The organism is Rhizobium sp. HT1-10, from assembly GCF_049472505.1.
Taxonomy (GTDB): domain Bacteria; phylum Pseudomonadota; class Alphaproteobacteria; order Rhizobiales; family Rhizobiaceae; genus Rhizobium.
In genome coordinates this window covers 934495-955472 of sequence record NZ_JBCEBQ010000001.1, presented here as the reverse complement: position 1 = coordinate 955472, position 20978 = coordinate 934495, and the positions used below count along the sequence as shown (strand labels likewise).

The following is a 20978-nucleotide window of genomic DNA, read 5'->3' as shown; positions in this document are numbered from 1 at the left end:
TTACTCGACGATCGAGGCGACGATGCCGGCGCCGACGGTACGGCCGCCTTCGCGGATCGCGAAGCGCAGCTTTTCTTCCATGGCGATCGGCACGATCAGTTCGACGGCAACGGTGACGTTGTCGCCAGGCATAACCATTTCCGTGCCTTCTGGCAGGGAGACGATGCCCGTCACGTCGGTCGTGCGGAAGTAGAACTGCGGACGATAGTTGGTGAAGAACGGTGTATGACGGCCGCCTTCTTCCTTCGTCAGGATGTAGGCTTCAGCCATGAACTTCTTGTGTGGCTTGACCGAACCTGGCTTGCAGAGAATCTGGCCACGCTCGACGCCGTCACGGGTGACGCCGCGGATCAGCGCGCCGATGTTGTCGCCAGCCTGGCCCTGATCGAGCAGCTTGCGGAACATTTCAACGCCGGTAACCGTCGTCTTCGCGGTTGCGCGGATGCCGACGATTTCGACTTCTTCGCCGACCTTGACGATGCCGCGCTCAACGCGACCCGTGACAACCGTACCACGGCCGGAGATCGAGAACACGTCTTCGATCGGCAGCAGGAACGGCAGGTTGATCGGACGCTCAGGCGTCGGGATGTACGAGTCGACAGCGTCCATCAGGGCGCGGATGGCGTCTTCGCCGATCTTCTTGTCCGAATCTTCGAGAGCGGCCAGAGCCGAGCCCTTGATGATCGGGATATCGTCGCCCGGGAAGTCGTAGGACGACAGAAGTTCGCGCACTTCGAGCTCAACGAGTTCGAGCAGCTCTTCGTCGTCGACCTGGTCGACCTTGTTGAGGAACACGACGATAGCCGGAACGCCGACCTGACGGGCAAGCAGGATATGCTCGCGGGTCTGGGGCATCGGGCCGTCGGCAGCCGAGCAGACCAGGATCGCGCCGTCCATCTGGGCAGCACCGGTGATCATGTTCTTGACGTAGTCGGCGTGGCCGGGGCAGTCGACGTGGGCGTAGTGACGCGCAGGCGTTTCGTATTCGACGTGGGCCGTCGAGATGGTGATGCCGCGGGCCTTTTCTTCCGGTGCAGCGTCGATCTGGTCGTAACGCTTGTATTCGCCGAAATACTTCGTGATCGCTGCCGTCAGAGACGTCTTGCCGTGGTCAACGTGGCCAATCGTGCCGATGTTAACGTGCGGCTTGTTGCGCTCAAACTTACTCTTTGCCATTTGAATGCTTCCTGATGAACGTAGGATTGGTGACCCCGGCGAACCGGTTTAGTGCCGCCGTTTAAGGCTTTCGCCGCAGGAGCGCAAGACTTAATTGCGCCCGCCGTTTTTCGCCCGCGAGCGGCGATTGCCGCAATGCGGGAGAGCGTCGTCGTTTCGATCCAAGAAATTCGCCGGCTAGGGCGAAAGAGATAGGATGCGCCTGTCGGTTCAAGCCTTTAGATGGGAAGTGGATGGCGGCCTTGCAACGTCCTGCTGATGCCGACCACTATAACCACTATAAAGGATGCGCATCCGCTTCGCAGCATTGCCGGGCTTGACGACGAGTTGGCTCGGCGGGATCGCTCTCGGTAGCCAGAAAGCCTTTAAGGCGAAGCCGAGCGCTGTGCGATGACGTCGTCTCACACGCTCGGTTAGAGCCACGATATAAAGATTTTCGAAATTCTGTTCCCGAGACCCTGGAGCGGGTAGCGGGAATCGAACCCGCATATTCAGCTTGGAAGGCTTCCAGAATACTCAATGATGCCAAGGCGGCGTGTCACTTTGTTCTGCTTGCGGTCATCTGCCACCGCGAAAACGTTGACGCAAATGTTCTGCTGATGTTCCCATCTTGACAGGCGTCCCCATCCGTCCCAAATCTCGCCCGTCATGCGGACAACCCGATCCTTTCGAGGAGGATGCCGCATGCGCCGATTTCTACCCGTCCCAGGCTGGAACCCTGGATATCTCCACGTCTGCCCCAGCCACCTGATTATTCAGGTCCAGTGTGGCGGATGCGGAGACGAGAAGGAACTCGACCGGGACGCCCTGCCCCGATCGCTCGAGCACGCGCTGGTCACGGATATCGAGCGCCGGCTCAAATGCTCGGCTTGCGGCGCGAAGAAGGCCAGGATGATATTCGGCAGCTACACGGGATAGGCCATAAACGCGAAAAAGAGCCCCGGCCACCAATGAAGGTGAACCGGGGCTCTGGTGTATTCGGGACAGGCTATTGGAAGCTGGCGAAATGGGTACCGGCCACGAACGCGAGGATGATGAGCATCAGCACTCCGGTCTTCTGCCAGAACCCGGATGGGAATCTGGACCGCACCTGAACCGCGTCAGGGGCTCGAGCAATGAGATACGAGCCGAGAACGATCATGAACAGCCCGAAGCTGGAGATCGCCGTCCCTGCCCATTCTGAAGGGCTGCCGTAATAGCTCCAGATAATCCGGAACATCCCGGAGAAGACGAGGCCGAAGCCGACAGCACCGGCGCCCAGAATGGCGATATGGCCACCCATCTTGCCGCGGCGCTGCTTGACGATGATTTCATAGCAGGTCTCGATGTACCGGACGAACATCATGCCGCCGACCATGAGGGCACCCATCCCGATGATGCTGGACACGTAGGGCTTGGGGGTGAAAAACCCGATGATGCAATATGAGCAAAATATTCCGACCGAGCGGAGAAGCAACCAGTTGACAGCTTCAGTTTTCATGTCTTCCCCTCTGGACCATCGCTAGTGCGTCGTCCCATGTGCGCATGATCTCAGCCCCGCTCCGGGTGTCCTGGACCTTCTGTCGAAATTCTTGACGTTCTCGCGACAGCTCGGCGGCTGTTTCGCGATACTGCGCCTCGAGGTGGGGCTCTGCACGAAGCTGTGGCTTCGGTATGCCGAAGAACCGGCGGATCATGCTGGTCATGGGGCCCTTCTCCCTAAGGAGTTGTCGATCAGCGCGTCTCTCATACGGTCGACCGCAATGACGACGTTCCCAAGACTCCGGAGATCCTGTTTCTGCTCTTGCCGAGTTTTTTCATGATCATCGCGCTCTTTTTTCAACTCGGCTTCCACCTTTTCGATGTCTTGCCGAAGCATCTTGACCGTAAAGTAATAGCCGACGAGAAGCAAAAAAAGGAGCGCACCAAGGGTTGTGCTGGCCAGGCTTTTCGCCGCAGCACCGATCGCATCTTCAAACATCTGGGTAGTTCACTTGTTTTTACGACGGCCCCGCTTGGAGTGCCGCGCATGGATATCGTCCCATTTGTCCTTAAACAGCGCTACGAGCGCTATGAAGACTGCGACGGAGAGAAGAAAGAAAACCGCGTTCATGCCGGGCGGTGACGTCCAGAATGCCGATCCCGCTGATCAGCAGCAGGGCGCAGTAGTTGAACAGCTCGAGGAACGACGCATAGATGAGATTGCTCGGGACAAAGCCGGCCAACTTCAGGAGGCTGATAAACACCGACGACAAAAAGGCGAGAAAGAAGCCGAGTTCCCATTTTTCCTGTGCCCATAGATGAGCGGCGAGGCACACCAGCCCGTCGACCGCTAGGGTAAAGATCGGATGAAACTCATGGTTCCCATAGTCCCAAAAAAGACTGGTGGCGATGAAATCGGTTGCCAGCAAAGCCACCCACAGCCATGCGCGGGGAACCTTCCACGCGATGGCCAGGGTCACGACGGACAGTATCAGAATTGAATATGCCCAAACGTTTTGCATCGCTCACCGACCTCCGCCGCCTTCTGTATGGAAACCGCCAATCTTGACGCCTCCAACGGAGACAGGAGACCCCAGATCGACGTCATTTGCAACAGCAACTGCAGTCCCGCTGATATGGAGCTCGGCGCCAAGCACTGCGGCTTCGGCGATCTTGCCCGGCAGGACACGGCTTTCGGCCAGCATCTTCTTGGCGTCCAGCGCCTTCGGGATCATGCCGGCGATGACTGCGTTCTCGACCACCTTCGAATAGCGACCGGCCGCCTTGTAGGCCAGTGCCAGGTGCTTATCGATCAGGGCCTGCTCTTTGACGCCGGCGGCGACGATGTCTTGCATTTCGGGCATTGATTTTCCTTTTTCAGTTTTAGCATTGACACATTTTCGTCAGCAGCGGCGCCCACTCGAGCCCGAGCAGGATCAGCAACGCCGATATCGACACGAGGAAGGCGTAGAACCAGATCATTTGGCGAAGCTAGTTTTCACGCCGTCATAGAAACCGGCGCAGCGTGTCAACCGAGCGTTTGCCTTGTTCAGCGCTCCACGCTCCCCAACAATGACGGAACGCGCTTCTGCGCCCTCTGTGATGGCAAAGTGAGGCTGAATGACCCGGCAGTCGGTCGGCAGCGGAGGGAGATTGACGCCGGCCTGGATTTTCCCAGCCGTGGTCGCCGCTTTGTCGATCCGGTCAGTGAGCGAGCAGGAACTGCACGTCACCGCCATCAAGATTGCACTTGCGCTTAGCGAGAGCCAATTTCTGCTCATATTCGGATACCTCGGTCGCTGTCTGTGCATCTTGGGCTTGGGCAATGAGTTCGTCGGCAAGCCGCTGTTTCTCGTTGTCGGCAAGGGACTGGTTGGCTGCGGTAAGCTGGCGCTGTAGCTCGGTGGCCTTCGCCTCGGCTGTCGTCTTTTCGGCGAGCTCGACGTACCCGAGCCGGGCCGCGTTGGCGACTGACGCATCGTGCGCCGCAAGCCACAGCATGAAGCCGAAATAGGCGGCTACCAGAAGAGCGAGGACGCCAAGCCCTCGCCCGATCTTCGAAGTTAGGAAAAACCCGAGAATTGCGGTCATTGGATCACCCTGAGGCCACATTGTTGGTCGAGGTCGTCACCGTGGTATCGCCAGGCTGGCTATTATCTGATGGCGTGCTCACCACGACATCCGTTGCGACCGGTGCCATCGGCGTCATGCTGCCCGGTTCGCGCATCGGCGCCGGCGGCCCAGCGATGTTGGTTTGCTTGCTGATCCAGTCCAAACCGTACGCTCCGGCGAAGATCAGGCTGATCGGCAGCGCGAAGAGCTGAAGCACCTGCATCTGAGTGTCGGGCGGACCCTTGACGATGATGAATGTGGACATCGCCAGCAGCCATAGCATCAGGACCGTGGCGGCTTCACGCTTCAGAGTGGAGTTTATGATGTAGTTCCACATCAGCGTAGAGCCTGGAGTGCGGCAAGCGTTTTGGGTCCGGCAACACCATCAGCACCCAAATTCGACTTGCGCTGAAACGCGATCACGGCCGACTGAGTGGCAGGGCCAAATGAACCGTCAGCCGTTACGCCTAGCGCGGTTTGCAGCGCCTTGACCGCATCGCCGGTGCTGCCGACCTTCAAAACCGTGACAGCGCTCTGCGGGGTCGCCGCGGGCTGCACAGCGGCTCTCCCGCGCAGACAAATCAAGATAGCTGCAGCCCCGATCTGCTGATCTACAACGCCCGGGTCGAAATGACCGTCCGCCACGTATTTGCCGCTGGTGTATTGACCCGTTCCGGCCCAAAGGTATGGCGACGGCAGGCCCTTCTTGCGATAGCCAAGCCCGTTGTAGCTCTCGAGAAGGTCCAGCGTGTTGGCCAGGGACCAATCCGTGTTTTTCCCAGCATATGGAGCGCAGTTCATCAGCGCATCGATCGCTGCATCTTCCCACGTCCCAAATGGCCCCCGTCCTTTCGGGACAAGCGTCGTCTTCCGTCCTGTCCCGATGATGTGCTCTCCGTTATGCAGGACGCCTGCGAAGTTACACGACGATTCACGGGAATGGATGACTGCAATGACGTCCCACGGAACGCCGGTCTTTATCGAGACTGCGTCATAGCGGGCACGGTTCGCGCTGATCTTTGCCGACATCGCTTCGATCTGCTCGGATCGCGTGAACTTCGCAAGGTTCCATCGATCAAGATTGTTCATATCAACCATCCTTGCAGAGATGCCACCGACGCGGTTGTGCAAGCCGCTGCGAAGAGTTTCGCGGTGTTCATGTGTCTTTCCTTTGGGAATAGAGAGGTCACCGCTGCGGCGCCTTGGTGCAATCTTGGGTGACGTTGCGCATAAACGCTCGACTACCCGCGTAAGTCGTGATTATTGATGAGCTCACAAAAAACCGAACCGGGGTTCGTCATGATCCAGCTACTCTGCAAGCTTGGCCTTCTCAGCGATAAGTGGCATTGGACGAACGTCTGGTTGCCTCGGAAATTGACCGATGGGGCATGGAAGCGCGGGCTCTTGATGGTCCGCAAGGTCGATGGCCGGCTCCGCTACCGGTCTCTGACGGACGTCGAAATGGTCGACTACGAGAAAGACCAGAAGGATTTCGAGCAGTTCATCCACGATCGGTGACTGTGCAGCCCTATCCTTTGATACCTTCAAGCCTGACATAGCCGCTGAACGTCTGGTCACCCAAGACCGAGTACATCTGGAAGGCGTTCATCTGAGTGTTGCCGGTGTGCCAGACAGTGCCGTGGGATTCCGCGATCATTTGAGTGGCTTGGTCGAAATAATCGACCCTGACCTTGGCCTTGGTGTAAGTCGGCTTGTTCCAATTGGAGATCGTGATCTCGAAGTTTATGCAGTTTTCCGCACTTGGAGTGGCCAACTTGCCGGCGCTCAAAGGGATGTGATCCGGAGTGCTAGGCTGCGCCGTGACGGCGTTGCCGACGTGATGAAGGAACTGGGCTTTATAACCCGACCCAATCCAATCGTTAGCGACGCCATTCGTCGAGCTATAGCGCATCGCGATTTCGCAAGCGGGGATAAGCTGACTTCCGTGCATCTCTTGGGGGTATATCTGCCCTGAGATTTTCATCTCTCGAAACACGTCAAGGTACGGCACGTAGAGCCCCCCGGCAGTCAACTGCCACTCGCGCTCGATGTCATTCCTGTTCCACGGCTCGACGCGCACGAAGCTCTTGTTGTCGAAATATCCTCGCGTCAGGCCCTCGTTCAAATACTTCGCCATCAGATACCGACCCGGAGGGCCCGGGTGATGCTTATCAGGGTAGATGTCTGCGTCGAAAGCGTTCGGCAGGACAGACGCATAGTCCGGTATCAGGTCTGCGCCGATCGTGTTGCGCCGAATGGCAGCGTTTGACTGCAGACGCTTGACAATCGATCCGCTGGACAAGGCGTCGCCGAAAGGCGTCAGGGTTCCGACGATGACGATAAATCCGTCGCTCTTTGCCCGCGACACCAAAGCCGCCAGAGGGTCAATGAGATCACTCGAGGTGCTGGCGGTATTTAGATTGAAAACGTTGGTGCCGACGAGGATATGATAAAATGCGGCGTCACCCCCGTCGCCCCCATGGGTGTCTGGGCGATGCGGATAGACCATGGGTTCGTAGCGATCAACAACCTGGGCTATGACCTGGCCACCCACAGCGAGATTATAATAGGCTTTTCGATTCGCTGCGAAACTCATGTCTCGAAACAGCCAAGCAAATGACCCTGGCCATGCGGACAGACTATCTCCGTCGAAAATGAATGTCGCGTTTGTGCCGGTCAGCATAATCCGTCCCTTTCAGGGTTTTGTCGGCCACTTGATTTTAGCCGGGAACCCGGTTTGTGCAGTCACGTCGCGGAGGGCCTGCCGATAAGTTGCCCATCGGGCTTTGTTGATCGCAACGTCGTCAAGTTGAGTCCAGTCACACTCCCTCAGGAGTATGTCGCGCTGCGCCCGCGCCGCGTCTTCCGTCATGGGGCCAACGGAAGACGCGACCGGCTTCCCTTTGCCGTCGGGCGTGATTTCCTTACCCGCGCTTTGCTCTTCAAGGACTGCGGAGTATTCTTCGCTCGAAATCTCCACCGCATCCGATGGCATTTCAGAGACAATTTCCGGGTCGTAGAAACCGCCCGTTTTCGCGCTGTAGAAAATCGCCATTTCTCAGGTCCCCAGAACTATGTAGCTGAAAGTCAAGGCTGCAAACGAGCCACCGAATGTGGTTGTTGCGGTAAAGCCAGAAGTTGTTAGCGCGGTGTAGTTCGCACAAACGCTGGTGGCTGTGCTGCCCTGCACGCTGATCACAAGTGAACGAGCCGTGCCAGGAAATGTGGTTGGTAGCGTGACGTTGACCGCGCCTGACGCGCTGCCCGTTCCTGTTCCCCACTGCATAATCATGCCGTTGGGGAGCTTTTGATAACCGTTAGAGGCTGTCAGGACTTTTTTGAAATCGCTTGCGGCGCGGTTGCCCATGCTGCCGTCGATTACAAGCCATGTCGCAGACAAACCGAGGCATAGCAATTCCAGCGTATCGCCGGTATTGACCACGATAGAACTTGACAGCGTACCGTCGGCATAACCGATTTGATCAACCCCTTGGATCTGGAGCGTCACAGGATTATTGCCGTTGTGGAAGAAGTTGATGCGTCCGCCATTGGGACACGTTGACGAAAGAGGCAAATTGACCGTGAAGGCACCTGCGCCGACACCGAACTGGACAACAGATCCGATCTGGGCAACCGTCAACGTGCCGCCGGCTGACGCTACGCCCTGATAGAAGGGCTTTGTCGTGTTCAGAAGCCCAACGAGCTGCCAGAACGATCCGTTGAAAATCAACTCGACGGCGGTGCCAGTGACCAAATCATTGTTCAGCAGCCCGGTCAAATCGTTGCGGACTATGCCCACAGCACCAAGCCCGTTGACGTTGAGGGTCGCGCCCCCCGTATTCGTGTTGGTCAGGAGCAGCCGGATCACCATGCCGGTCGTTAGGGACGCTGGCGCTGGCGTGAGCGTGGCCGTGAGAGCGTTCGCCGTGCCGCCAGCTACTGCATAGGTGTACTGGCCGGTCTGCACTGTCGGAGCGGTGGCTACGCCAATCCAGTTGGCGCCGCCTGAATTGGGATTCGTGGTGTTGTTGTCGGCAGTGCTGAGAAAGAGAGACCCCGCAGCCGTCCCGGCGAGCAGCGCGCTTTGTGGATACCCGCTGATAGCCGTCGAGAACGCGGAATCATAGGGCACCAGTCCGCCGGCATTTTGCCAACGCGTCCACGCCGTGATTTCGTTCAGGATGCCGTTCATGTCCTGCCCGAATGGAGGGACACCCCCAGACCCGACCGGAAGAAAGTTCAGCGGCGGGAATCCATCGGTAAGCGAGGCCGCACCGTTGGTAATACCGATCTGCGACGCCTGCGGAATGGTGCGGATATACCCGCCGCCGGCTGAAGACGCGAATGGGATCGCCAGTTTGGTGGCGGGAAGGTTCGAAATCTGCATGAAAATTTCCCCTAAAGGAGGACGACCGACGAGGAGACGCCGGTTGGTTTTGGCAAGACGCCGGACTGTTGGACGATCGCGAGTTCGACAGGGGTCAGCGGGAAGCGAAACACGTACGACATCGTCATGTTCACGATTGCCGTTCCCGAATAGAACGGTGCGGTATTGAACCCGGTCGCGGTCGTTGATTCAGTGAACCCAAACCAAGGCCCGTTGACATAGCCTTCCGTGACGTAGCAGTTGCCGCGCCCTGGGAAGAGATTGAGTAGGATCTGGTTGATGGCAGGGATCGAGCCATTCGTGATGTTGGAAGCCGCCTTTGCCAAGATCAGGAGGCGATACGCATTGTCCGACAGTTCAAAATTGCTGGTCAGCGGCGCCCCGGAATAGAAGGCCCCCTGGCCAAAGGTAAACGACCCCGGCAAACCTTCTGCAAACCCGAACCAGCTTTCGACCGGAATTTTCAGAACCCGGTTGACGCCAACCACGCGGCCCCATCGATCAAGACCATACCCCACTGCCGTATCAAGGTTCAGGACGAGGTCGTAGAAGGAATTCAGATTGGCATTTGGGTCGAGATAGGCGTCTATGTTGAGGACGAGCTGCGTCAGTATCGGAGAATTGGCGTACTCGGAAATCACCGTTTGCCAGACGTCGAAAGGCACGCCGAAGCCTGCCTCCCTTGTGCCTGGAGGATAATCGCGGCCGGTATCTGTCATGATCAGCCCAAGGTGACTTGAATATTGTTGGCGGAGATCGTTGGTATCTGATCGATACGGACGCCAACATTGAAGAGGTTTGCGACGACGGACGTCATGGCCTCAGAGGCGACGGTTCGGGCATTACTGACGATGTATGTGCCCGTCCCACCGGAACCGGTGCCCAGCGCCGTGATCGTAGTCCCAACCGTGAGGTTGCCAGTGGTGTCCGAGATCGTTTGGCCGACGGCGAGAGCCCCGGACGCAACCGCAGTGACCGTCATGGTGTTTCCTGAGATCGAGGCGGTGAACGTCGCCGATGGCAGGTTTGGTGACCCAATCTCGATCGAAATGATCTGCACCCACGACCCCAGGGAAGCGATCGGCGTGTAGAACCGGCTTGCATACAGCGTCGTGCCGATCCTCGCCCTTGCCCCTCCATCGCCGCCGGCAAAGGCGTTGATGATGGCATTCTGGATTTGAACGGCTGCATCGGCGGGAACCAACGATGTGTTGGCGATGTTGACAGCAAACGAGATCGGCAGAGAGCTCGGGATTTGGAATTTCACCTGGTAGGAAGGGTAAGGCGGAGAGTAACCAACGCTCTTATCCAACACCGTCACCGTCGTATTGCCGTTGTAGGCGCAGCCTGGGGCCTTCCGCGACCATATCGCTTGAGCGACGTCTGCTGATGTACCTCCGACCGCAGCGACATAGATCGAATGGGCTGCCAGCGTGACCCCGCCGATGACCTGCGTCGTGTCCGTGTTGTTTTCGGTCACGTAGGCGTCGATCACATTGGCGACGTTTAGAACCGCACCCTTGACAGACGGCAGCGATCCACTTGAGTTGAGAGCCACAGACTGGGCTCGCCTGGCCTCGAAAGCCGACCGGCTCTCGACGTCATTCCCGATTACGCCGTCCGAGACGTTGGTGATTGCGTCCCAGCCAGGGATCGACCGGTAGATCGCGTTGAGAGTTCCCTCTGGGCAAGGGATGGGGCCGGTGACCGTACACGCGAACGACAGCGTGATGTTGCCGGTTGACGGGATCGTCCCAGCCGAGGTGCAGACATACTGATTTCCATCGGAGGCCGTGGCAAGAGAACCCACAGGGATGACGACACCGGCCAAACCGGTGCACAGCGCCTGCACCACGGTCGGCTGGGCGGCATTGCGCTCAATGAAGTATATCCTGGCTATCGCGTCCTGCATGCGGCCGGAGGCGTAAGCCGGGTCAGACTGCTGCGTGTACCAGAGGAAAATCTGGTTGGTGTTGTCGATTACTGCCGCTTCGCTTGAGGCCAGCTGCCCCTGTGGCGTCTCAAGGGATGGGTTGAGATTGCCGCCGAACGCCGTGTTGATGTCGGAAATGACGCCATTCAGGATATCAGTCGTCGACGGCACGATGAAGCCGTTGTCCCCGAACGTGGGGCTCGGGACGCTTGTCGTTACTGTCATGACTTAAAATCCTGCTGCAGTCGTGTTTCCGGCGGCGTCGGTAGTCTGCACCTGGCCGCGCACGACGCGATTTTCCCAAGAGGTGATGAAGCACTTGGCTGAGACCACGCCTGGCACTGTGAGGGCTGCCTTGACCAGATATGCCTTGAGCAAGGAGATCGGCGGCGCCTCCCCCAATATTTCCGCGAAGTACGGGATGCCTTTTGACGTGTCGAAGTACAGTTCCGCCTCGAAGAGCTTGATCGCGCTTGCGGCGTCCTGCGCCAGTGAATAGGGCTGGGTCGCCACCGCGATGTTACCCGAGGCATCGACGGCCAAATCCCATGCGTCCGTGTCCAACAAGAGGGTATCCACATCAGCTCCCTGGGTTTGGCGGCGCCTGAGGCCCCGGTGGCGTTGTCGGATGGGTGTGGGTCTGCAGGTTCACTGCGTCGCCCGTGCCAAAGCCCGCAGTGATACTGCCTGAGACCGTCAGGTTTCCGGTGATGGCGATCGAGCCGGATTTCATCTCGATCACGTTGCCGTTCATGTCGACCAGTTTCATGCCCGTTTCAGTGAACTGCACATACTGGTTCGGGTTGGCCGGGTTCAGCATGGCGCCGTGGTAAATCCCGTCCGCCATGTCGTGCATGCGAAACGAGCCGGGGTTTGATTGCGTCCCCTCATTGGAGATCAGAGACGAGGTATCTCGATCGCTGATGACAAGAAGTCCAACGTCCCCGACGTGAGGGTCGTTTATGACGGCATTCCCGCCGCCCTGCGACCGTGTGCATGGCCGGCCGTAGATGATGCCGTGCGGCGTCTGGTTCCCCTGCCCGTCGATCTGATTGACCAGCGGCTGGACATCAACTGTAGGAGGCGCCCCGACCCCACCGCCATGCACAGCAATGATCTTGACCGGAACCGAGGTCCTGACCTTTCCAAGCGCCTGCTCGATATGAAAGTCGTGAGCGTTGTAATCCGAGGTGCTCGCGGTAAGGCCGCGCTGCCCGAAATAGCCCTCTGTCATGGCGTCGTTGCCCCGATCTGGACGGCTTCAATCTTCATGAACCACTTCCCCTTCGGCACAAGTGATTCCAACTCGTACTCGAGGCGAATGACCTTCCACTTGCCGCAGGCCGGGGTCAGGTCGCTCTTGACCTCGATTTCCCCGCCGTAAAGCAGTGACGGGTTGAATATTGCGGCGACCAGGACATTGTTCTGATTGAACGCCGGGTATCCGACCATGCCCGTTTCGGGCGAGATCAACGTTGCTCTTCCCTGCCTGGGTTTGTCTGGCGGGATGATAGCCATGAACGTCTGGTTGATCGGGTTGAACACGTAGCCGGCCGAGAGCTTGCCGTCGACGCCCATCGACGTCTCGGCAATCTCCTGGACTTCGCTCTCGTAGATGTTGTCTGCGGAGAAGCCCTGAAGCTGCACCGGAGTGTTGAAAAGCCCTGGAATAGTCAGGGTGATGATTGCATTGGCGGAGGTAATGGAGGCCATTTGAGGTTTCCTGACTTAGAGCGGGGCGACTATTGGACTTCGACGCTGTTCAAAACGATCTGCTGGATCGAGCCGCCGTCCAGGTACCAGAAGTTGATCGGCGGTGTGGTGCGCGCCTGGCGGACCTGCGGCGTGGCGTCGAGCACCTGCAGGTACCAGCCCTGCAACTGAAGGATATCGCTGACCTTCGTGCCGGCAGCCGAATTGATCTCGGCGATCTGCAGATTGGACAAAGATACCCCGGTGCGGATGGCGCCGAAGTTCAGAGCAGCATTGATCGGGTCCGAACAGGCCGCCTTGATCAGTTCGTAGCCGGCCTGATTGTAGGGAACCGAGTTGACGTTCTGCAGAAGCTCCATCAGAGCCAGCTGGAGAGCGTTGTTCAGCCATATCTGGTTGACGTAGCTGTCGGCCCACTGGAACTTGCCGGTGACGCTGCCTGGCTGGAACAGCAGGAACTGCTGGTTGGCCGTGGCATAGGCGCCATAGAAGTTGTAGCTGTTCGCATCAAGGTTGGACGCAGCCGTTGCCGTGGTTACACCGGCTACCAGACCATCCTGGCCACGATAGGCTAGAGTGATGCGGCCATTGGTGGCGTCGAAGTCGATCGAGGCTACCATCCCGCAGACGAACGCAGCGATATTCTGGTCGCTTGGCTCGTAGATCGGCAGCGTCCCGCTCACAGCCGATGCCTGGAGGATATTGGCAAGGCTCGAGGTCGCGTTGTTGCTCTGCGTCGGCGTGACGTCGGTATCCCAGACGACGTACATGTAGCGGTTGTTCTGGGCGTTGTTCCAGGTGGCAAAGGCCTGCCGCTGAACCGAGCCTGAGGCGTTGTCCGGATCGAACATGGTCATGAACGTTGCCCAGTTCTGCGTGATCTGGGTCAGATTGGTCATGAACGCGGCGGGCGTGGCTGCGGCAGCACCCTGAGAGACCACGGCGCCTGTAGCCGAGGTCAGGTAGATGCCGGCGGCCAGCGTGCCGGTTGCGTATGCGATCGTGGATGGCGCGCCGGTGACGCCGGAGGTGATAACGAAGCCACCCGAGACAGTGTCATAGCTGACGACCACAGATGTTGACGAGGCTGTGACAGCGCCGCTGGCAAATGTCTGCGACGTCTGGACATTGTAAGTCCCGGCAAGGCCAGTACCTGTGCCCAGGCTGACAATCTGCGTGCCTGCGGTGATGCCGGAGCCGCTCAACGTCTGTCCAACGGACAGCGTGCCGGTGGACACAGCCGAGACCGTCAGGACGCCGTAGGACGCCGTGATCGTGCCGCTTGCGACAACCTGGGTTGCCGAGACCGCATATGTGCCGATGCCGCCGGTGGTGCCGCTGATCTGCGACGTGATCTGGGTACCCGCAGTCACACCCGTGCCTGCGATGATCGCGCCCGGAACCAGCGTGCCAGACGAGACCGCCGTGACGTAGATCACATTGCCGGCGATTGAAGCAGTGACCGAGGCCGTGGCTGGAGCAATGGCACCGGTTACGGTTGCGGCCGACACAGGCGTTGCGTTGAGCGCGGTCTGGATCAGGGCGGCAGCAGCCGAGTAGCTGGTTGCCGAGGAAAGGACGACGGAAGCAGCGGAACGAGCATAGCCGTCGACAACACACCATGAACGAGGAGCAGTTCTGGCTTGAGACCGGGATAGACCCTCACGCCACCGCAGCAGCCCTGTGGATGGCCTACTCCACCCTCGGCGATGAAGCTGTCGCCTTTGCATCCGCACGCATCATGGCCGGCCTAGCGGCGGTCAATCGTCTGAAGGAGCGCCAAGCATGAGCAACAATTCAACACCAGCAGCCGCCGACGTCGAAACCTGCCCGATCTGCGCCGTCCCCTTCAAGCCGGAAGACATCTGCGCAACCGACATCACGGAAGGCACATGCCATGCTACATGCCTGGAAGGTTCGGCAGTCGTCGACATTGACACCGGCGACGAGATGCCGACCGGCAAGATTGCTACCTATCCGTACAGCGATGTCATGGACCCCTCAACCTCGGCGCCGCGCCGGTGTTTGATGGGACGATCAAATCTCTGGTCGATCTTTACCGCCATGATCCGACGAGCACCCTGCATGGCGTCAAGCACTCGACCAAGATCCGAGACTATGAACCGAGCCTAAGGGTGTTGGTGAAAGCCGTGGGTACACGCCGAATTGACGCGCTGAAGGCATCTGACTTCAACAGATGGTTCTCGGAATGGCGCAAGAAGGGACACCGGAGGGCGTCAGGCGCGATCAAGCTTCTGCGGCTTGTGATCTCTTACGGCGCGGGAGAACGCCTCCACGGCTGCGCTGTCGCCCGTGAAATTCTTTCCGACATGCGATTTGAGCAGCCGAAGGCACGAACGGTCACCATGACCTATGACCAGTGCCTGGCCATCGTGAAGAAAAGTGCCGAGCTTGAGTGCCCGTCGATCGGCTTTGTCGAAGCGCTGAAGTTCGAGACGGCTTTGCGCCGAATCGATGTGATCGGAGAATATGCGCCGGTAGAAGGTGGTGGGGAGTTCCGCTGGACTGGCCTGATGGCCAAGGACATATCCAAGGATATGATCCTCACGTTGACAACGAGCAAGACAGGCGCCGCGGTAGCGCGTGATCTGAAAGGCTATGCGCTCGTGCAAGAGGCCATGAAGGCCTATAAAATCCCGGATATTGGGCCTGTCGTCATCGACGAGGACTTTGGCAAGCCATATTGGGAAAACCGATACAGCGAAAAATATCGCAAGGTTCGCGATGCGGCCGGCGTCCCACCAAATGTTTGGTCGATGGATTCGCGGGCTGGGGCTGTCTCGGAGACTGTAGAGGCGACTGGATCGCTAGAGGCGGCCCGTGATCTCGCCACCCATACCACCACGAAAACGACAAGGCGCTATAGCCGTGGGGATGGATTGGAAGCTAGCCGCAAGACGGCAGCAGCGCGGCAGAAAAACCGCGAGTGACATGAACTGACACGAGTGACACGCCGTTTTTGTAAGTCATTGAAATACTTGGAGCGGGTAGCGGGAATCGAACCCGCATATTCAGCTTGGAAGGCTGCTGCTCTACCACTGAGCTATACCCGCGGGTGCAAGATCCAATGACGGAATGGTGGAGGGAGTTGGATTTGAACCAACGTAGGCTGAGCCAACGGATTTACAGTCCGTCCCCTTTAACCACTCGGGCATCCCTCCAGATTCCATCCGGATCTTGGCGACCAAGTCTGGCAGACCCGACGTTGCCGCCTTGACTGCGCCGCGTATATGACCGCCTCGCTTCGCTGTGTCAACACGATCAACGGGCAAAAATGACGAAATTATTTTCTCTTGTCTGGAAAGGTCGACCATCGCCGCCCAACACGAAAGAAGGACTAGGCGCTTATCCCGACGCTCGGTATAAAGCCGCATGAGCAAAGATAAAGCCCCCGGCCCTACCGGCCCAGAAACCCCGTCCGGCGATCATTCGCAAAAGGATACCCATTACGCAACGCTGCGCCGCGCGCACCGCGACGCCAAGCGCGAACGCGGAGAAATTCCGACGCCGATGCCGCAGAAGCGCAAGCGCGCTGCCGGCGACGACTGGAAGCCCGCGCCGATCGCCCCTGATCTCGTGCAGCTCTATGGCCTGCACACCGTGCGCGCCGCGCTCGACAACCCGGAGCGCAAGCTGTTGAAGCTGTCGGTGACCCAGAATGCGCTGGTGCGCCTGGAAATCGGCCCCGTCGACCAGCTGCCCTACCCGGTCGAAATGGTCTCGCCGCAGGACCTCGACAAGATCCTCGGCCCCGACGCGATCCACCAGGGCGTCATGCTGGAAACCCGGCCGCTGCCGGTGCGCAAGCTTTCCGCGCTGACCGACAGCCCGCTGCTGCTGGTACTGGACCAGGTGACCGATCCCCATAATGTCGGCGCCATCATGCGCTCGGCCGTGGCCTTTGCCGCCGGCGCCGTCATCACCACGATGCGCCATAGCCCGACCGAATCGGGTGTGCTGGCGAAGTCCGCCTCCGGCGCGCTCGAACTTATTCCCTATATCCAGGTGACGAACCTCTCCGACGCGCTCGGCGAATTGCACAAGCTTGGCTTCACCACGATCGGCCTCGATTCGGAGGGCCCGGCGCCGCTCGAAGGCACCTTCTCCGGCGACAAGGTGGCTCTGGTGCTCGGCGCCGAGGGCAAGGGCCTGAGGCAGAAGACACGCGAAACCGTCAACAGCCTTGCTCGCCTCGACATGCCCGGCACGATCAAATCGCTGAACGTCTCCAATGCCGCCGCAATCGCGCTCTATGCAGCACGGTCGTTTCTGAAAGCATAACCGCCCTACTGCCGCCGCCGATGGAGAATGCCGTGCGACATATCCTTGCCCTTTCGGTCTTTGCCGCCGCATTCGCAGGCTTGACCGGTTTGAGCACTGCCCAGGCCGCCGATGCCGACCAGTTGAAGGCGCAGGCCGGCAGCTGGCTTGCGGCCCCGCAGAACGGCGCCAAGGGCTGCCTGATGACCTTCACCACGACGCCCGTCGCCGGCGGCTACGGGCTTACCGGCGCGGATGCCTGCGCCACGGCAATCCCGGCGCTCGCGAAAGCATCGGCCTGGTCGCTCGGTGAAGACGGGACGCTGACGGTGCTCGACGGAGCCAAGAAGACGCTGGTGAGCTTCATCCAGGACGAAGGCTCGCCCTGGGAGACGGAAGAAGGCGAACCGATGTGGCTGCTGCCGGCATTGGGCACGATCGATCACGTTCCGACCATCGACGGCATCGCCGGCAACTGGGCGATCCAGCGCCCCGAGGGAACGCAGCCGATCTGCGCCCTGAAGCTTTCGGCCGACAAGGACGGCGACGGCACGACCAAGCTGTCACCGAATGGTGACTGCGCGCCCGAGATCAAGGATATGAAGCTCGTCTGGTGGGCACTGGAAGGTTTCGGCATCGTCCTGATGAGCGATGACGGCACGACGCTGTCTTTCGACATGAAGGCAGACGGGACATTCGACCGGTCGCTGGAAGACGGCGGCAAGCCGCTGAAACTGGTGCGCCAGCCTTAGGCTGGCAACGTTCAGCCAAACCGGGACCCCGGCCGCGTGGATACGATTCTGAGATCCTTGCATATTGCGCCCAGCAACAAAAGCAGACCCGGTCCATCGATTTCCGCTTTACAGACGCCGAGAATCTGCTATTTCGCCCTCTGCCGCCCTTGTAGCTCAGTTGGTAGAGCACCTGATTTGTAATCAGGGGGTCACGAGTTCGAACCTTGTCGGGGGCACCATTTTTTCCATTTTCGATTCCCAATACCTCAGCGCATAGACCTTTTACGTCATCTGGCGCTCGAGGCCCGGATAGCTATCCCTGCCCGGTCATCCAGTTCTTCACGTAGATGACCCCGAAGACGGCGCAGACGAAGGCGATGATGACGAGCTTTCTCTGCCAGCGGGACAGTTTGCGCGGTTCCTTGACGGGCGGCTTGGGTTTGAACTTTATCACATTGTCGTCCACGACGGTCCCTCCCTTTTCGATCGCATGCCGGGATACCTAATGCGCCATCGCGAGTCGACAATGTTATGCATGAACAGACATACGAACGATTGACTTCGCCGGCGCCCGATGTGAACATAATAGGAACATTGTGGAGTACACCATCTGATGATTCGATTTGCACCTCAAGCAGCAAAACCCACGTCCACGCCGCCCCGTCGAGCGACTGAAATCCCCGTTGTGCCGAGCCTGGAGCAGGCGGGCGCGGATGGGGTTCCCGCCAGCCCGCTGCTTATTCCCGATCTGGAGGAGCCCGTTGCAGCGTCGGGTCGGAAAGTGAAGTCTCGGAGCGCAAAGAAGGTGAAAGCGGAGCCGGCGGAGGTTGCCGTCCAGCTCGATCTGGCGACTTGACCGGCAACCTGCAGAATGACCCGTTCGGTCTGCGGGGATAAGGGAACAACGGCCCTCGAGACGTGTTTTCTCCGGACACTCGCAGGAACCGCTGACCATGGCCAAGCTGATCGACAACAACAATGATGATGCCACCGCGCCGGAAACGCCCTATGAGGGTCAGGCCCGAGGGGTGTCCGGCAGGGGGACCAGCCTATCCTGGTGGGGATTGGCGGTTGCGGGCCTGTTTGCCGCCGGTATTGCGCTGTTTGTCTTCACCCGAGGTCCCGGAACCGATCCGGCGCCGAATGGCGGCGCCAACCAGAGCGGCGCTGTCTCCCAACCGGCGCCATCGCAAAACAGCCCTTAATAGCGGATCTCAACGACATCGCGCTGGCCCCGTTCGGTCGCTTGAAAAGGCGACTATGCAAGCGATGTGGATTTCGTGCGTCGGTGACGGGCTGTCGGTGATCGTCTGCGAGAAACGCGTTCCGACTCAATCTCGACACCGATGGACGTTACGTTCAGACAAAATTAACAGGGAGTGGATCGATGGGTGAGGAACTGACTATCCATGAAGCAGCGGCCGACCCTCTGATTGGTCAGGTCCTGCAGGCGGACGGCGTACCGCAGCGGGCTTTTGCGCAACTGCTGCAAAGTGCCGCGCGTCTGCGCGCCGCAGAGCTTGCCAAGGCGATCGTGGAAGACCGTGCCGACGCGGATGTCGGCGAGACCGACCCGTCGTCGAAGCTCTAGGCTGCGACGGACCGGCGCGGTCAACCGTGACCTTCCGATATCGTGGGTGTCAGGTCGGCCATTGCCTCTTGGCTGGCGCCATGGCAACAGGTAGCTGGCATCACCTGCGAGGAACGAGATGACAGAAGAACCGCCGAAGAAAAAGTCCCTGGCCGGTCTTGGCCAGATGATCGAGAAAGCCGCCGCCAAGGAAAAGGCGGCAAAGGCCCCAGTCACGCGGCCCGGCGCCATCGAAACAGAAGACTACGTGATCACCTTCCGCAAGAACGGCTCGATCTGAGGATCGGCACGCCGCGTGTGGTCGCGCCGCCGCGCATGTCTGGCGCGGCCTTCGGAGCCGCTCCATAGATTCTCAGCCGTTTGGCGCGTCTCTTTGCGGCAGGTCAGACAGCGGAGCTACCACTCTTCAGTGGATGCTGAAGCGCGTCATCCCCGGCGCGTTTTTACCGACCGCGCCAGCACATCCAGAACCTTGACCGTCGCTTCCCAGTCGATGCAGCCGTCGGTGACGCTCTGGCCGTAGGTCAGCTCTTTGCCTGCGACAAGCTCCTGGCGGCCGCCGACGAGATTGCTTTCGAGCATCGCCCCGATGATGCGGCGGTCATCGGCTGCCACCTGGTGGGCGATCGAGTCTATGACGGCGGGCTGGTTGTCGGGGTTCTTGCCGCTGTTGGCGTGGCTGGCGTCGATCATGATGCGCGGCAGCAGGCCGGCCTTCAGCGATTCGGCAGCAGCTGCGGCAACGCTTTCGGCGTCGAAATTCGGCACCTTGCCGCCGCGCAGGATGAGGTGACAATCCTCGTTGCCTGCGGTCGAGGCGATGGCGGCGCGGCCGTCCTTGGTGACCGCGGGAAAATGATGGGGTTGCGAGGCGGCGGTGACCGCGTCGAGCGCCACGCGCACATCCCCGGTCGTGCCGTTCTTGAAGCCGATCGGGCAGGACATGCCGGAGGCAAGTTCGCGGTGCACCTGGCTTTCGGTCGTGCGGGCACCGATCGCGCCCCAGCTGACGAGGTCGGCGATGTATTGCGGGGTGATAGTATCGAGCAGCTCGCAGCCGGCGGGCAACCCGAGATCGTTGATATCGACCAGCAGGCGCCTGGCGATCCGCAGGCCTTCCTCGATCCTGAAGCTGCCGTCGAGATGCGGGTCGTTGATGAGCCCCTTCCAGCCGACTGTCGTGCGCGGCTTCTCGAAATAGACGCGCATGATGATTTCCAGCTCGCCCTCGTGCCGCTTGCGCCCCTCGACCAGCCGTCTTGCATAGTCCATGGCCGCGATCGGGTCATGGATCGAACATGGGCCGACGATCACCACGAGACGGTCGTCTTCGCCCGCAAGGATGCGATGCACGGAGGCCCGCGAGGCCGCCACGGTTTCGGCCGAGACTGGCGAGCACGGTACGTCGGCAACGACACGCGACGGCGGGCTGAGCGGCGTGATCTCGAGAATGCGTAGATCGTCGGTGGTCTGCACGATGAAACTCCTCACAGGTGACGGCAGACTGATAGTCAAAACCGATTGAAAACGGAAGCCGTCGCCTGCAATTCTGGGCATGTTGTCGGTACATGGCGGAAATCCGGGACGTGA

General features: G+C 59.5%; 30 protein-coding genes and 3 tRNA genes. 11 read left to right on the top strand and 22 right to left on the bottom strand.

What is annotated here, in order from left to right; all coding sequences use genetic code 11:
* Complete coding sequence (tuf, locus tag VH564_RS04850; RefSeq protein ID WP_423338651.1) at positions 1-1176, bottom strand: elongation factor Tu; 1176 nt, start codon at positions 1174-1176, stop codon at positions 1-3.
* A 684-nt stretch (positions 1177-1860) separates the two neighbouring features.
* Here tuf and VH564_RS04845 point away from each other — a divergent pair.
* A complete protein-coding gene (locus VH564_RS04845) occupies positions 1861-2094 on the top strand; it encodes a hypothetical protein (RefSeq protein ID WP_423338650.1) in 234 nt (77 codons plus the stop codon).
* A 70-nt stretch (positions 2095-2164) separates the two neighbouring features.
* Here the strand turns inward: VH564_RS04845 and VH564_RS04840 are convergent, their stop codons facing one another.
* From VH564_RS04840 to VH564_RS04805, 8 genes are all read right to left on the bottom strand, one after another.
* Entirely contained in the window at positions 2165-2656 is a 492-nt protein-coding gene (locus tag VH564_RS04840; protein ID WP_423338649.1) for a hypothetical protein, read from the bottom strand.
* The gene (locus tag VH564_RS04835; protein ID WP_423338648.1) at positions 2646-2861 is read right to left on the bottom strand and encodes a hypothetical protein; all 216 of its coding nucleotides are present in this window, start codon (positions 2859-2861) and stop codon (positions 2646-2648) included. Before VH564_RS04835 ends, VH564_RS04840 begins: the two co-directional genes overlap by 11 nt.
* Positions 2858-3136 carry a hypothetical protein gene (locus tag VH564_RS04830; RefSeq protein ID WP_423338647.1) on the bottom strand — a complete coding sequence of 93 codons (279 nt, stop codon included), beginning with the start codon at positions 3134-3136 and terminating at the stop codon, positions 2858-2860. Before VH564_RS04830 ends, VH564_RS04835 begins: the two co-directional genes overlap by 4 nt.
* A 70-nt stretch (positions 3137-3206) precedes the next feature.
* Complete coding sequence (locus VH564_RS04825; protein WP_423338646.1) at positions 3207-3617, bottom strand: hypothetical protein; 411 nt, start codon at positions 3615-3617, stop codon at positions 3207-3209.
* Positions 3618-3662: 45 nt separating this feature from the next.
* Positions 3663-4001: a hypothetical protein gene (locus VH564_RS04820; RefSeq protein ID WP_423338645.1), complete on the bottom strand. Its 339-nt coding sequence runs from the start codon at positions 3999-4001 to the stop codon at positions 3663-3665.
* Between the two features lie 340 nt (positions 4002-4341).
* Complete coding sequence (locus VH564_RS04815; RefSeq protein WP_423338644.1) at positions 4342-4728, bottom strand: hypothetical protein; 387 nt, start codon at positions 4726-4728, stop codon at positions 4342-4344.
* 4 nt (positions 4729-4732) lie between these two features.
* Positions 4733-5086: a hypothetical protein gene (locus VH564_RS04810; protein WP_423338643.1), complete on the bottom strand. Its 354-nt coding sequence runs from the start codon at positions 5084-5086 to the stop codon at positions 4733-4735.
* Positions 5086-5838, bottom strand: coding sequence for a peptidoglycan-binding protein (locus VH564_RS04805; protein WP_423338642.1), 753 nt, complete (start codon positions 5836-5838; stop codon positions 5086-5088). The genes VH564_RS04810 and VH564_RS04805 overlap by 1 nt, the downstream gene beginning before the upstream one ends.
* Before the next feature lie 210 nt (positions 5839-6048).
* Here VH564_RS04805 and VH564_RS04800 point away from each other — a divergent pair, with 210 nt between their 5' ends.
* On the top strand, positions 6049-6267 hold the full coding sequence (locus VH564_RS04800; protein WP_423338641.1) for a hypothetical protein: 219 nt from the start codon (positions 6049-6051) through the stop codon (positions 6265-6267).
* Between the two features lie 10 nt (positions 6268-6277).
* Here the strand turns inward: VH564_RS04800 and VH564_RS04795 are convergent, their stop codons facing one another.
* Genes VH564_RS04795 through VH564_RS04755 form a run of 9 tightly spaced genes read right to left on the bottom strand, consistent with a single transcriptional unit; the run spans position 6278 to position 14293 of the window.
* The gene (locus tag VH564_RS04795; protein WP_423338640.1) at positions 6278-7432 is read right to left on the bottom strand and encodes an SGNH/GDSL hydrolase family protein; all 1155 of its coding nucleotides are present in this window, start codon (positions 7430-7432) and stop codon (positions 6278-6280) included.
* Between the two features lie 12 nt (positions 7433-7444).
* Positions 7445-7804, bottom strand: a complete 360-nt coding sequence (locus VH564_RS04790; protein WP_423338639.1) for a tail fiber assembly protein — start codon at positions 7802-7804, stop codon at positions 7445-7447.
* Between the two features lie 3 nt (positions 7805-7807).
* On the bottom strand, positions 7808-9136 hold the full coding sequence (locus VH564_RS04785; RefSeq protein WP_423338638.1) for a gp53-like domain-containing protein: 1329 nt from the start codon (positions 9134-9136) through the stop codon (positions 7808-7810).
* A gap of 11 nt (positions 9137-9147) precedes the next feature.
* Positions 9148-9855, bottom strand: coding sequence for a DUF2612 domain-containing protein (locus VH564_RS04780; protein ID WP_423338637.1), 708 nt, complete (start codon positions 9853-9855; stop codon positions 9148-9150).
* Positions 9856-9857: 2 nt separating this feature from the next.
* Positions 9858-11294: a baseplate J/gp47 family protein gene (locus tag VH564_RS04775; RefSeq protein WP_423338636.1), complete on the bottom strand. Its 1437-nt coding sequence runs from the start codon at positions 11292-11294 to the stop codon at positions 9858-9860.
* A gap of 3 nt (positions 11295-11297) precedes the next feature.
* The gene (locus VH564_RS04770) at positions 11298-11636 is read right to left on the bottom strand and encodes a hypothetical protein (RefSeq protein ID WP_423338635.1); all 339 of its coding nucleotides are present in this window, start codon (positions 11634-11636) and stop codon (positions 11298-11300) included.
* Positions 11637-11649: 13 nt separating this feature from the next.
* On the bottom strand, positions 11650-12303 hold the full coding sequence (locus VH564_RS04765; protein WP_423338634.1) for a hypothetical protein: 654 nt from the start codon (positions 12301-12303) through the stop codon (positions 11650-11652).
* Entirely contained in the window at positions 12300-12782 is a 483-nt protein-coding gene (locus VH564_RS04760; RefSeq protein WP_423338633.1) for a phage tail fiber protein, read from the bottom strand. The genes VH564_RS04765 and VH564_RS04760 overlap by 4 nt, the downstream gene beginning before the upstream one ends.
* A gap of 29 nt (positions 12783-12811) precedes the next feature.
* Positions 12812-14293: a DUF3383 family protein gene (locus VH564_RS04755; RefSeq protein WP_423338632.1), complete on the bottom strand. Its 1482-nt coding sequence runs from the start codon at positions 14291-14293 to the stop codon at positions 12812-12814.
* 110 nt (positions 14294-14403) lie between these two features.
* On the opposite strand from VH564_RS04755, the gene VH564_RS04750 reads away from it, so the two are divergent.
* Genes VH564_RS04750 through VH564_RS04740 form a run of 3 tightly spaced genes read left to right on the top strand, consistent with a single transcriptional unit; the run spans position 14404 to position 15733 of the window.
* On the top strand, positions 14404-14571 hold the full coding sequence (locus VH564_RS04750) for a hypothetical protein (RefSeq protein ID WP_423338631.1): 168 nt from the start codon (positions 14404-14406) through the stop codon (positions 14569-14571).
* Complete coding sequence (locus VH564_RS04745) at positions 14568-14915, top strand: hypothetical protein (RefSeq protein WP_423338630.1); 348 nt, start codon at positions 14568-14570, stop codon at positions 14913-14915. The genes VH564_RS04750 and VH564_RS04745 overlap by 4 nt, the downstream gene beginning before the upstream one ends.
* A 17-nt stretch (positions 14916-14932) precedes the next feature.
* Positions 14933-15733 (top strand): hypothetical protein, encoded by an 801-nt coding sequence (locus VH564_RS04740; protein WP_423338629.1) that lies wholly within the window; start codon positions 14933-14935, stop codon positions 15731-15733.
* Positions 15734-15782: 49 nt separating this feature from the next.
* On the opposite strand, the gene VH564_RS04735 is transcribed toward VH564_RS04740, so the two are convergent.
* A tRNA-Gly gene (locus tag VH564_RS04735) sits at positions 15783-15856 on the bottom strand.
* A gap of 23 nt (positions 15857-15879) precedes the next feature.
* Positions 15880-15964, bottom strand: a tRNA-Tyr gene (locus VH564_RS04730).
* A 211-nt stretch (positions 15965-16175) separates the two neighbouring features.
* Here VH564_RS04730 and rlmB point away from each other — a divergent pair.
* The 3 genes from rlmB to VH564_RS04715 all read left to right on the top strand — a co-directional run bounded on the left by rlmB (position 16176) and on the right by VH564_RS04715 (position 18036).
* A complete protein-coding gene (gene rlmB, locus VH564_RS04725; RefSeq protein WP_423338628.1) occupies positions 16176-17084 on the top strand; it encodes a 23S rRNA (guanosine(2251)-2'-O)-methyltransferase RlmB in 909 nt (302 codons plus the stop codon).
* 32 nt (positions 17085-17116) lie between these two features.
* The gene (locus tag VH564_RS04720) at positions 17117-17815 is read left to right on the top strand and encodes an AprI/Inh family metalloprotease inhibitor (RefSeq protein ID WP_423338627.1); all 699 of its coding nucleotides are present in this window, start codon (positions 17117-17119) and stop codon (positions 17813-17815) included.
* A gap of 145 nt (positions 17816-17960) precedes the next feature.
* Positions 17961-18036 (top strand) — tRNA-Thr (locus VH564_RS04715).
* A gap of 74 nt (positions 18037-18110) precedes the next feature.
* On the opposite strand, the gene VH564_RS04710 is transcribed toward VH564_RS04715, so the two are convergent.
* Positions 18111-18251, bottom strand: a complete 141-nt coding sequence (locus VH564_RS04710; RefSeq protein ID WP_423338626.1) for a hypothetical protein — start codon at positions 18249-18251, stop codon at positions 18111-18113.
* A gap of 499 nt (positions 18252-18750) precedes the next feature.
* On the opposite strand from VH564_RS04710, the gene VH564_RS04705 reads away from it, so the two are divergent.
* The 3 genes from VH564_RS04705 (at position 18751) to VH564_RS04695 (ending at position 19668) form a co-directional block, all read left to right on the top strand.
* Positions 18751-19002, top strand: coding sequence for a hypothetical protein (locus tag VH564_RS04705; RefSeq protein ID WP_423338625.1), 252 nt, complete (start codon positions 18751-18753; stop codon positions 19000-19002).
* Between the two features lie 182 nt (positions 19003-19184).
* Positions 19185-19388 (top strand): hypothetical protein, encoded by a 204-nt coding sequence (locus tag VH564_RS04700; protein ID WP_423338624.1) that lies wholly within the window; start codon positions 19185-19187, stop codon positions 19386-19388.
* A gap of 118 nt (positions 19389-19506) precedes the next feature.
* Positions 19507-19668 (top strand): hypothetical protein, encoded by a 162-nt coding sequence (locus VH564_RS04695; RefSeq protein WP_423338623.1) that lies wholly within the window; start codon positions 19507-19509, stop codon positions 19666-19668.
* Positions 19669-19814: 146 nt separating this feature from the next.
* On the opposite strand, the gene VH564_RS04690 is transcribed toward VH564_RS04695, so the two are convergent.
* Complete coding sequence (locus tag VH564_RS04690; protein ID WP_423338749.1) at positions 19815-20867, bottom strand: 3-deoxy-7-phosphoheptulonate synthase; 1053 nt, start codon at positions 20865-20867, stop codon at positions 19815-19817.
* Positions 20868-20978 lie beyond the last annotated feature (111 nt).

Excerpts from the sequence above, each read along its gene's own strand:
- VH564_RS04835 (WP_423338648.1), bottom strand. The coding sequence starts at position 2,861 with ATGACCAGCATGATCCGCCGGTTCTTCGGCATACCGAAGCCACAGCTT.
- VH564_RS04705 (WP_423338625.1), top strand. The coding sequence starts at position 18,751 with ATGGCCAAGCTGATCGACAACAACAATGATGATGCCACCGCGCCGGAA.
- VH564_RS04780 (WP_423338637.1), bottom strand. The coding sequence starts at position 9,855 with ATGACAGATACCGGCCGCGATTATCCTCCAGGCACAAGGGAGGCAGGC.
- VH564_RS04810 (WP_423338643.1), bottom strand. The coding sequence starts at position 5,086 with ATGTGGAACTACATCATAAACTCCACTCTGAAGCGTGAAGCCGCCACG.
- VH564_RS04795 (WP_423338640.1), bottom strand. The coding sequence starts at position 7,432 with ATGCTGACCGGCACAAACGCGACATTCATTTTCGACGGAGATAGTCTG.
- VH564_RS04840 (WP_423338649.1), bottom strand. The coding sequence starts at position 2,656 with ATGAAAACTGAAGCTGTCAACTGGTTGCTTCTCCGCTCGGTCGGAATA.
- VH564_RS04750 (WP_423338631.1), top strand. The coding sequence starts at position 14,404 with ATGAACGAGGAGCAGTTCTGGCTTGAGACCGGGATAGACCCTCACGCC.
- rlmB (WP_423338628.1), top strand. The coding sequence starts at position 16,176 with ATGAGCAAAGATAAAGCCCCCGGCCCTACCGGCCCAGAAACCCCGTCC.
- VH564_RS04845 (WP_423338650.1), top strand. The coding sequence starts at position 1,861 with ATGCGCCGATTTCTACCCGTCCCAGGCTGGAACCCTGGATATCTCCAC.
- VH564_RS04700 (WP_423338624.1), top strand. The coding sequence starts at position 19,185 with ATGGGTGAGGAACTGACTATCCATGAAGCAGCGGCCGACCCTCTGATT.
- VH564_RS04800 (WP_423338641.1), top strand. The coding sequence starts at position 6,049 with ATGATCCAGCTACTCTGCAAGCTTGGCCTTCTCAGCGATAAGTGGCAT.
- tuf (WP_423338651.1), bottom strand. The coding sequence starts at position 1,176 with ATGGCAAAGAGTAAGTTTGAGCGCAACAAGCCGCACGTTAACATCGGC.
- VH564_RS04695 (WP_423338623.1), top strand. The coding sequence starts at position 19,507 with ATGACAGAAGAACCGCCGAAGAAAAAGTCCCTGGCCGGTCTTGGCCAG.
- VH564_RS04830 (WP_423338647.1), bottom strand. The coding sequence starts at position 3,136 with ATGTTTGAAGATGCGATCGGTGCTGCGGCGAAAAGCCTGGCCAGCACA.
- VH564_RS04760 (WP_423338633.1), bottom strand. The coding sequence starts at position 12,782 with ATGGCCTCCATTACCTCCGCCAATGCAATCATCACCCTGACTATTCCA.
- VH564_RS04775 (WP_423338636.1), bottom strand. The coding sequence starts at position 11,294 with ATGACAGTAACGACAAGCGTCCCGAGCCCCACGTTCGGGGACAACGGC.
- VH564_RS04765 (WP_423338634.1), bottom strand. The coding sequence starts at position 12,303 with ATGACAGAGGGCTATTTCGGGCAGCGCGGCCTTACCGCGAGCACCTCG.
- VH564_RS04820 (WP_423338645.1), bottom strand. The coding sequence starts at position 4,001 with ATGCCCGAAATGCAAGACATCGTCGCCGCCGGCGTCAAAGAGCAGGCC.
- VH564_RS04815 (WP_423338644.1), bottom strand. The coding sequence starts at position 4,728 with ATGACCGCAATTCTCGGGTTTTTCCTAACTTCGAAGATCGGGCGAGGG.
- VH564_RS04785 (WP_423338638.1), bottom strand. The coding sequence starts at position 9,136 with ATGCAGATTTCGAACCTTCCCGCCACCAAACTGGCGATCCCATTCGCG.
- VH564_RS04790 (WP_423338639.1), bottom strand. The coding sequence starts at position 7,804 with ATGGCGATTTTCTACAGCGCGAAAACGGGCGGTTTCTACGACCCGGAA.
- VH564_RS04745 (WP_423338630.1), top strand. The coding sequence starts at position 14,568 with ATGAGCAACAATTCAACACCAGCAGCCGCCGACGTCGAAACCTGCCCG.
- VH564_RS04805 (WP_423338642.1), bottom strand. The coding sequence starts at position 5,838 with ATGAACAATCTTGATCGATGGAACCTTGCGAAGTTCACGCGATCCGAG.